9 protein-coding genes are annotated in these 8,888 nt (G+C 70.2%); 5 read left to right on the plus strand and 4 right to left on the minus strand.

Going from position 1 to position 8,888, the window contains the following annotated elements:
• The first annotated feature begins 166 nt into the window (after positions 1 to 166).
• Entirely contained in the window at positions 167 to 1,216 is a 1,050-nt protein-coding gene (locus BZY54_RS44935; protein WP_086731128.1) for an adenosine deaminase, read from the plus strand.
• A 28-nt stretch (positions 1,217 to 1,244) separates the two neighbouring features.
• Positions 1,245 to 1,928, plus strand: coding sequence for a glycerophosphodiester phosphodiesterase (locus BZY54_RS44940; RefSeq protein ID WP_086731129.1), 684 nt, complete (start codon positions 1,245 to 1,247; stop codon positions 1,926 to 1,928).
• Between the two features lie 87 nt (positions 1,929 to 2,015).
• Here the strand turns inward: BZY54_RS44940 and BZY54_RS44945 are convergent, their stop codons facing one another.
• From BZY54_RS44945 to BZY54_RS44960, 4 genes are all read right to left on the minus strand, one after another.
• A complete protein-coding gene (locus BZY54_RS44945) occupies positions 2,016 to 2,552 on the minus strand; it encodes a hypothetical protein (RefSeq protein WP_086731130.1) in 537 nt (178 codons plus the stop codon).
• A 113-nt stretch (positions 2,553 to 2,665) separates the two neighbouring features.
• A complete protein-coding gene (locus BZY54_RS44950) occupies positions 2,666 to 3,214 on the minus strand; it encodes an HXXEE domain-containing protein (protein WP_244217648.1) in 549 nt (182 codons plus the stop codon).
• 13 nt (positions 3,215 to 3,227) lie between these two features.
• Positions 3,228 to 4,442, minus strand: coding sequence for an extracellular solute-binding protein (locus tag BZY54_RS44955; protein WP_086731131.1), 1,215 nt, complete (start codon positions 4,440 to 4,442; stop codon positions 3,228 to 3,230).
• A 158-nt stretch (positions 4,443 to 4,600) separates the two neighbouring features.
• The gene (locus BZY54_RS44960; RefSeq protein WP_086731132.1) at positions 4,601 to 6,040 is read right to left on the minus strand and encodes a gamma-aminobutyraldehyde dehydrogenase; all 1,440 of its coding nucleotides are present in this window, start codon (positions 6,038 to 6,040) and stop codon (positions 4,601 to 4,603) included.
• 170 nt (positions 6,041 to 6,210) lie between these two features.
• Between BZY54_RS44960 and BZY54_RS44965 the strand changes: the two genes are divergently transcribed.
• From BZY54_RS44965 to BZY54_RS44975, 3 genes are all read left to right on the plus strand, one after another.
• Positions 6,211 to 6,735, plus strand: coding sequence for an Lrp/AsnC family transcriptional regulator (locus BZY54_RS44965; protein WP_086731133.1), 525 nt, complete (start codon positions 6,211 to 6,213; stop codon positions 6,733 to 6,735).
• A complete protein-coding gene (locus BZY54_RS44970; protein ID WP_086731134.1) occupies positions 6,720 to 8,099 on the plus strand; it encodes an aspartate aminotransferase family protein in 1,380 nt (459 codons plus the stop codon). Before BZY54_RS44965 ends, BZY54_RS44970 begins: the two co-directional genes overlap by 16 nt.
• A gap of 270 nt (positions 8,100 to 8,369) precedes the next feature.
• Positions 8,370 to 8,888 (plus strand): ABC transporter ATP-binding protein (locus BZY54_RS44975; RefSeq protein WP_086731135.1); only part of this gene is annotated, 519 nt, incomplete at its 3' end.

Here is an 8,888-nt window from a genome sequence, read left to right on the forward strand (position 1 = left end):
CGCCCCTGCCGGCCGGCCGGGCGGCTCCCCCGGCGGCCCCGAGCCGGGCGACGCCCCCGGCCGTGGCGGCCGGACGGCCGCCTACGATGGCGGTGCTCATCGATCAGCCGATCACCCGCATCGCGCCCGCCCTCGGCCCGCGGTGCCCTTCCCGGGGAGGAACCCCTTGACCGACCAGCGCGCTCCTCGCGATCCGCACGCCTTCATCGCCGGACTGCCCAAGGCCGAACTGCACGTGCACCATGTCGGTTCCGCCTCGCCCCGGATCGTCGCCGAACTGGCCGCCCGGCACCCCGACTCCAAGGTGCCCACCGACCCCGAGGCGCTGGTCGACTACTTCACCTTCACGGACTTCGCCCACTTCATCGAGGTGTACCTGTCCGTCGTCGACCTGATCCGCACCCCGGAGGACGTCCGTCTGCTGACGTACGAGGTGGCCCGCGACATGGCCCGGCAGCAGGTGCGCTACGCCGAGCTGACGATCACCCCGTTCTCCTCCACCCGCCGCGGCATAGACGAGCGTGCCTTCATGGACGCGATCGAGGACGCCCGCAAGGCGGCCGAGGCCGAGTTCGGGACCGTGCTGCGCTGGTGCTTCGACATCCCAGGCGAGGCCGGTCTGGAATCGGCCGAGGAGACCGCGCGGCTGGCCACCGACGACCGGCTGCGCCCGGAGGGACTTGTGTCCTTCGGGCTCGGCGGGCCCGAGATCGGCGTACCGCGGCCCCAGTTCAAGCCGTACTTCGACCGTGCGATCGCCGCCGGGCTGCGGTCCGTCCCGCACGCCGGCGAGACCACCGGCCCGCAGACGGTGTGGGACGCGCTGACCGAGCTGCGCGCCGAGCGCATCGGCCACGGCACCAGTTCCGCCCAGGACGAGAAGCTGCTCGCGCACCTGGCCGAGCACCGCATCCCGCTGGAGGTCTGCCCCACCTCCAACATCGCCACCCGCGCGGTGCGCACCCTGGAGGAGCACCCCATAAGGGAGTTCGTCAAGGCCGGAGTCGTCGTCACGATTAACTCCGACGACCCGCCCATGTTCGGCACCGACCTCAACAACGAGTACGCCGTGGCCGCGCGCCTGCTCGGTCTCGACGAGCTGGGCATCGCCGAGTTGGCCAAGAACGCGGTGCACGCCTCCTTCCTCGACGAGGCGGGCAAGGCGCGCATCGCCGGCGAGATCGACGCCTACACCGCGCGCTGGCTCGCGCCCTGACCCGAGGGCAGGGGACACAATGGGGCGCATGCAGACCGTGACCGCCGTGGCGCACCGCGGCGACCCCTACCGCTTCCCCGAGAACACGATCGACTCGCTGCGCTCCGCGCTCGACCAGGGCGCGGACGCGGTGGAGATCGACGTACGCCTGACCCGGGACGGCGTTCCCGTGCTGCTGCACGACGAGTCGCTGAAGCGCCTGTGGGCGCACGACCGGCCGCTGCGCTCGCTGTCCGCCGAGGAGGTGCGCGGTCTCACGGCGGGCCGGGTGCCCACGCTCGTCGAGGCGCTCACCGCGACGGACGGCAGCCGCGTGATGCTCGACCTGCCGGGCGCGGCCGACCCGCGTGCGGTGCGGCGGATCGTCGGGGTGGTCCGCGAGTGCGGCGCGCAGGACCGTGTGTACTACTGCGCGGGCGCGGAGGCGATGCTCGCGGTGCGCGCGGCCGACCCGTCCGCCGAGATCGCCCTGACCTGGACGACGCTCGCGCCACCGCGGGCCGGGCTGCTGGACGCGGTGCGGCCCAGGTGGCTGAACTACCGATTCGCCCTGGTGGACCGGGAGCTCGCCGCCCGCGTCCACCGCGACGGCCGGCTGCTGTCGGTCTGGACCCCCGACACGCGCCGCTCGCTGCGCCGCCTGCTGGACCTCGGCGTCGACTCGATCACGACGAACCGCGTCGACCTGCTGTGCGCGCTGCGCGAACGCTGAGCCGGGCACTCCTTGTCCACGACGTCACCGCCACCGACGTGAAGGGCGACGGCGCGCCCACCGCCGAGCCGCTCGGTCACCCGGCGGTCAACCGCTGACGGCAGCGGCGGCGGCCGGAGGCACGGACGGCGCGGTCAGCGCCTCCAGCCGCTTGATCTTCCTGCGGACGACGTACAGCGGAACGATCCCGAACACCCCGAACGACATGTCGATCAGCGACCACCAGAAGGGGATCCCCCGGATCGGTCCGCAGATCAGCGCGAGCGGGACGATGCCGACGCAGGCGATCATCCCGAATTCCACGACCCAGATGTTGCGGACCGGGTCACGGTACGGGCCGTAGAACGCGACCGCGATGACGAGGTGCGCGAAGGCCAGCCAGTCCGTGCCGTACAGCAGGAACGGGTAGTCGGCGTCGGCGGAGTCGAGCCCGTGCCGTACCCGCTCGATCCAGTCCATGACTCCGGGAAGGTGATCGGGCACGGCCAGGGACCGCAACACGCTCTCGGTCCAGCGCAGTTCGTGGACCAGTGGGAAGGCGGTGGCCCCGCTGAGGGCCAGACAGACGACGAAGAGAAACAGCCAGACGCGGATGCCCTTGAGCAGGGCGGCTCTGTCGCTCATGGCATGAGCGTACGCCTTTCTTGAACATGTTCAAAAGACGGGGTCGCCTGTCCTCCTCTCCTGTCGGTGCTCCCCAACTCCCCACGCCTCCCCCGCCCGAGGCCGCCCGTCGGTCACCTCCCGCCGAGCACCCGGCGCGCGACCGCGTGCGACGCCACCGCCGTCGCGGCCGCGAACCCGAGACCGAGGGCCACGTCACGGGGGCGCGTGGGACGCAGGACACCGGCGCGGCGCAGCCGGCCACGCGCCCACAGGGTGAAGGGGACGACCAGGACGGGCGAGGTCGCCGCGCCGGGGGTGTAGCCGCGCACGGCGGCGGCCTGGGCCAGGTGGACCAGGCCGTGGAGCCCGAAGCCGTTGAGCGCGGTCTGGTAGACGGCCGAGCGCCCGCCGGTGGCGTGTCCCGCGGCCGAGACGGTGGCCACGACCGCGCCCACCAGCCCCACGGCCACGGCGAATTCGCGCCCTTCCATGGAGCCGGCCCGCCGCCACACCGCCTCCGGCACCACCGGGAAGCGCTCGCGCAGCACCGGTGTGTTGCGGCGCAACCACCCTGGCAGCATGGCGAGTTCCTCGACGTCGTGCAGGGCCCAGGCCGCAAGCAGTCCGAACGTGACGGCGGGGCCCGCCTGTCGAGCGTTCGCCTTCGCTGTGTTCGTCACGGCCGCGAGTCTGCTACAGCCCCACGATCTTGTTCCATCGCCTGGCGAACTCCACCCGCTCCGTGGACGTGATGTCGCGGGCGATCGCCAGGCGCCTGCGCAGGCCGGCGTCCGGGAAGATGAGCGGGTTGCCGGCCAGGGCGGCCGTGTCCTTGTCGTCGGAGGCGGCCAGGACCTCCCGGGCCGCCGGGACGGGGCAGACGTAGTTGACCCAGGCGGCGAGCTCCGCGGCGACCTCGGGAACGTAGTAGTAGTCGATCAGCCGCTCGGCGTTGGTCTTGTGGCGGGCCCGGTTGGGGATCATCAGGGAGTCCGACCACAGCTCGCCGCCCTCCTCGGGGACGACGAAGCGGATGTCGGGGTTGTCCGCCTGGAGCTGGATGACGTCGCCGGAGTAGGCCTGGCAGGCCAGGACGTCTCCGCTGACCAGGTCCTTGGTGTAGTCGTTGCCCGTGAAGCGGCGGATCTGGCCGCGCCCGACCTGCTTCTCCACCAGGTCGCACACCTGGTGGAAGTCGTCCGCGGTCCACTTGCGGATGTCGACCCCGTTGCCCTGCATCAGCAGCGCGAACGCCTCGTCCAGGCCGGAGAGCAGGGTGACCCTGCCCTTCAGGTCGCTCGCCCACAGGTCGGAGACCCGGTGGATCTCGCGGCCGAGCCTGCGGCGGTTGTAGGCGATGCCGGTGATACCGGACTGGTACGGCACCGTGAACCGCCGCCCGGGGTCGAAGGCGGGCGAGCGCAGCAGCGGGTCGAGGTACTTCGTGACGTTCGGCTGCCCCGGCCGGTCCATCTCCTGCACCCAGCCGAGGCGTACGAAGCGTGCGCACATCCAGTCGCTGATGACGATGAGGTCGCGCCCCGTCCTCTGGTGGTTCATCAGGGAAGGACTGATCTTGCCGAAGAACTCGTCGTTGTCGTTGATCTCCTCGGTGTAGTCGACGGAGACCCCGGTGCGCTTCTCGAAGGCGTCCAGCGTGGGCCGCTTGTTGGGGTTGTCGTCGTCGGTGTCGATGTAGAGCGGCCAGTTGGCCCAGGTCAGCCGCCTGTCGGTGGCGGACCGGTCCGGGACGGAGCGGTCGCCGGGCCGGACGTACGCGGCGGGGACCCCGCAGCCGGCGAGAGCACCGAGCGCGGCGGTGCCGCCGAGCGCGCGCAGCAGGGAACGGCGGGAGGGCGAGGGCGGCTTCGGGAACGCCCGCACGGGCGTCATCGGTGTCCGGGGCATTCGGGCAGCATGCCGCCCGCCCACACGGGGGAACAATCGACGCTGCGTCAAGCGGAGTTGACCCGGCCGGACAGACTGTCGAGGCGGCACACGCCGCGGCCCCGGGGGTCCGTCCTCCACCCGGGGCCGCGAGTCGCGCTACTGAGCCGTTGCGGTGCTCAGCCGTCCAGGGACGTCATCACGTGCTTGATGCGCGTGTAGTCCTCGAAGCCGTACGCCGACAGGTCCTTGCCGTAGCCGGACTTCTTGAAGCCGCCGTGCGGCATCTCGGCCACCAGCGGGATGTGGGTGTTGATCCACACACAGCCGAAGTCGAGCTTCTTGGACATCCGCATGGCGCGGGAGTGGTCCTTGGTCCACACGGAGGAGGCGAGGGCGTACTCGACACCGTTGGCCCACTGCACGGCCTGGTCCTCGTCCGCGAAGGACTGGACGGTGATGACCGGACCGAAGACCTCCTTCTGGATGATCTCGTCGTCCTGCTTGAGGCCGGAGACGACGGTCGGGGCGTAGAAGTAGCCCTTCTCGCCGACCTGGTGGCCGCCGGCCTCCACCTTGGCGTGGGCGGGCAGCCGCTCGATGAAGCCGGCGACCTGCTTGAGCTGGTTGGGGTTGTTCAGCGGGCCGAAGAGGACGTCCTCGTCGTCCGGCCGGCCCGTCTTGGTGTCCTTGGCGGCCTTCGCCAGCGCCGCGACGAACTCGTCGTGGATCGACTCGTGGACCAGGACGCGGGTGGCGGCCGTGCAGTCCTGGCCCGCGTTGAAGAAGCCCGCCACCGAGATGTCCTCGACGGCCTTGTCGATGTCGGTGTCCTCGAAGACCACGACTGGGGCCTTGCCGCCCAGCTCCAGGTGGACACGCTTGAGGTCCTTGGAGGCGGACTCGGCGACCGACATGCCGGCCCGCACCGAGCCGGTGATGGAGGCCATCGCCGGGGTCTCGTGCTCGACCATCAGGCGGCCGGTGTCGCGGTCGCCGCAGATGACGTTGAAGACGCCCTTGGGCAGGACCGAGCCGATGATGTCGGCGATCAGGACCGTGGAGGCGGGGGTGGTGTCCGACGGCTTCAGGACGACCGTGTTGCCGGCCGCGATCGCCGGGGCGAACTTCCACACGGCCATCATCATCGGGTAGTTCCACGGCGCGACCTGCGCGCAGACGCCGATCGGCTCACGGCGGATGATCGACGTCATCCCCTCCATGTACTCGCCGGCCGAGCGGCCCTCGAGCATCCGCGCCGCGCCCGCGAAGAAGCGGATCTGGTCGACCATCGGCGGGATCTCCTCGGAGCGGGTCAGCCCGATCGGCTTGCCCGTGTTCTCCACCTCGGCCGCGATCAGTTCCTCGGCGCGCTCCTCGAAGGCGTCCGCGATCTTCAGCAGCGCCTTCTGCCGCTCGGCCGGGGTGGTGTCGCGCCAGCCCGGGAAGGCCGCGGCGGCGGCGGCCATGGCGGCGTCGACGTCCGACTGGCCGGACAGCGGCGCGGTCGCGTACGCCTCTCCGGTCGCGGGGTTGACCACCTCGGTGGTCCGTCCGTCGGCGGCGTCCCGGAACTCACCGTCGATGTAGTTGCGCAGACGACGCAGCTCGGTGCTCACTGCCGGCCCTCCTGGTTGGTTCTTGGTGTCCAGTCGCTGAGACACCCACCCTAGTCCGCGCGCCCACGTTTTCAACACCCCCACTGCCACGACTTCTGCGAAATCCGCACGTCTCGCACCTTCAAACAACGAATTTCATCGCTTCGGGCTTGCGGAACTGTCGAGACGTCGTGCACAGTGAGCACGTGGCCAGTCGAAGCGCAGACCAGAAGGACTCGTCCCGCGAGTCCCGCAACGGGAACGGCACCCCTCAGCTGGACGCCGTCTCCCTCGCCATCATCGAGCAGCTCCAGGAGGACGGCCGCCGGCCGTACGCCGCGATCGGCAAGGCCGTCGGCCTGTCCGAGGCGGCCGTCCGCCAGCGCGTGCAGAAGCTGCTCGACCAGGGCGTCATGCAGATCGTCGCCGTCACGGACCCGCTCACCGTGGGCTTCCGCCGGCAGGCGATGGTCGGCATCAACGCCGAGGGCGACGTCGAGGCCATCGCGGACGCGCTGACTGACATGTCGGAAGTCGAGTACGTGGTGATGACCGCGGGCTCGTTCGACATCCTCGCCGAGATCGTCTGCGAGGACGACGACCACCTGCTGGACGTCATCAACAAACGCATCCGGGCCCTGCCCGGCGTGCGCTCCACCGAGAGCTTCGTCTACCTCAAGCTCAAGAAGCAGACCTACATGTGGGGAACCCGATAACCGTGAGCAAGGACCTCAGCCGAACCGCGTACGACCACCTGTGGATGCACTTCACCCGCATGTCCTCGTACGAGAACGCCCCCGTGCCGACCATCGTGCGCGGCGAGGGCACCTACATCTACGACGACAAGGGCAAGCGCTACCTGGACGGTCTGGCGGGCCTGTTCGTGGTCCAGGCCGGGCACGGCCGCACCGAACTCGCCGAGACCGCCTTCAAGCAGGCGCAGGAACTGGCGTTCTTCCCGGTGTGGTCCTACGCACACCCGAAGGCCGTCGAGCTGGCCGAGCGCCTCGCCGACTACGCGCCGGGCGACCTGAACAAGGTGTTCTTCACCACCGGCGGCGGTGAGGCCGTCGAGACCGCCTGGAAGCTCGCCAAGCAGTACTTCAAGCTGACCGGCAAGCCCACCAAGTACAAGGTCATCTCCCGCGCGGTCGCCTACCACGGCACCCCGCAGGGCGCCCTGTCCATCACCGGCCTGCCGGGCCTGAAGGCCCCCTTCGAGCCGCTGGTGCCGGGCGCGCACAAGGTCCCCAACACCAACATCTACCGCGCCCCGATCTTCGGCGACGACCCCGAGGCTTTCGGCCGCTGGGCCGCCGACCAGATCGAGCAGCAGATCCTCTTCGAGGGCCCGGAGACGGTCGCGGCCGTCTTCCTGGAGCCGGTGCAGAACGCGGGCGGCTGCTTCCCGCCCCCGCCCGGGTACTTCCAGCGGGTGCGCGAGATCTGCGACCAGTACGACGTGCTGCTCGTCTCCGACGAGGTCATCTGCGCCTTCGGCCGCCTCGGCACGATGTTCGCCTGCGACAAGTTCGACTACGTCCCGGACATGATCACCTGCGCCAAGGGCATGACCTCGGGCTACTCCCCGATCGGCGCGTGCATCATCTCCGACCGCCTCGCCGAGCCGTTCTACAAGGGCGACAACACCTTCCTGCACGGTTACACCTTCGGCGGCCACCCGGTCTCCGCCGCGGTGGGCCTGGCCAACCTCGACCTGTTCGAGCGCGAGAACCTCAACCAGCACGTGCTGGACAACGAGTCCGCGTTCCTCTCCACCCTGCAGAAGCTGCACGACCTGCCGATCGTCGGCGACGTCCGCGGCAACGGCTTCTTCTACGGCATCGAGCTGGTGAAGGACAAGAACACCAAGGAGTCCTTCAACGAGGAGGAGACCGAGCGCGTCCTGTACGGCTTCCTCTCCAAGGCGCTGTACGACAACGGCCTGTACTGCCGTGCCGACGACCGCGGCGACCCGGTCGTCCAGCTCGCCCCGCCGCTGATCTCCAACCAGGAGACCTTCGACGAGATCGAGCAGATCCTGCGCGCGACGCTGACGGAGGCGTGGACCAAGCTGTGACCGCCGCGCCTCGCGGATACGAGGTGAGGCGCACACCTCCGATCAGATGATCATCACCGGCCCCGATGCCGTCCGTTCGAGTGGGAAACGGCGGCTCGGGGCCGTGTGCTGTCCGGCGACCCGTCGTCGGCTGCCTAGCGTGCCAGTGACCGATCGGCTCCGCCTTCGTTCCCCCGTACGAGGGATTCGTACGAGGGATTCGTCTGGGGAATTCCACGGACCCGCACAGCAACCCGCGCGGCATTCCTGATCCGAACCGAGGTGTACGCCATGGTGGCCCCGCCGGACAACGACGTGCTCTGGGCACGCGCCCTGCACTACACCCACAACGACGGCTCGCCCGCGCTCGGCGGCGTCTCGCTCGGCGTTCGGCAGGGCGAGATCCTCGCCGTCGCCGGACCGAGCGGCAGCGGCAAGACGACCCTGCTGCGCTGCCTGTCCGGCATGGTGCGCGTCCGCGAGGGCGAGGTGTGGTTCAACAGCGCCCCCGTGCACACCCTCGGCCCACTGGCCCGCGAACGGCTGCGCCGGGACCGGTTCACCTGGATCGACCCCGTCCCCACGCTCGTACCGGAGCTCAACGTCTGGGAGAACACCGCCCTGCCGCTGATGCTGCGCGGCACCGGGCGGCGCCGGGCCAAGGTGGCCGCCCTGGAGTGGCTGGAGCGCCTGGACGTCGGCGAACTGTCCCGCAAGCGGCCGCACCAGCTGCGCCAGGCCGAGCGGCAGCGCGTCTGCATCGCCCGCGCCCTCGCCCCCGCGCCGACGGTGATCTTCGCCGACGAGCCC

The sequence above is a fragment of the Streptomyces carpinensis genome, assembly GCF_002154505.1.
In the GTDB taxonomy this organism is placed as follows: domain Bacteria; phylum Actinomycetota; class Actinomycetes; order Streptomycetales; family Streptomycetaceae; genus Streptomyces; species Streptomyces carpinensis.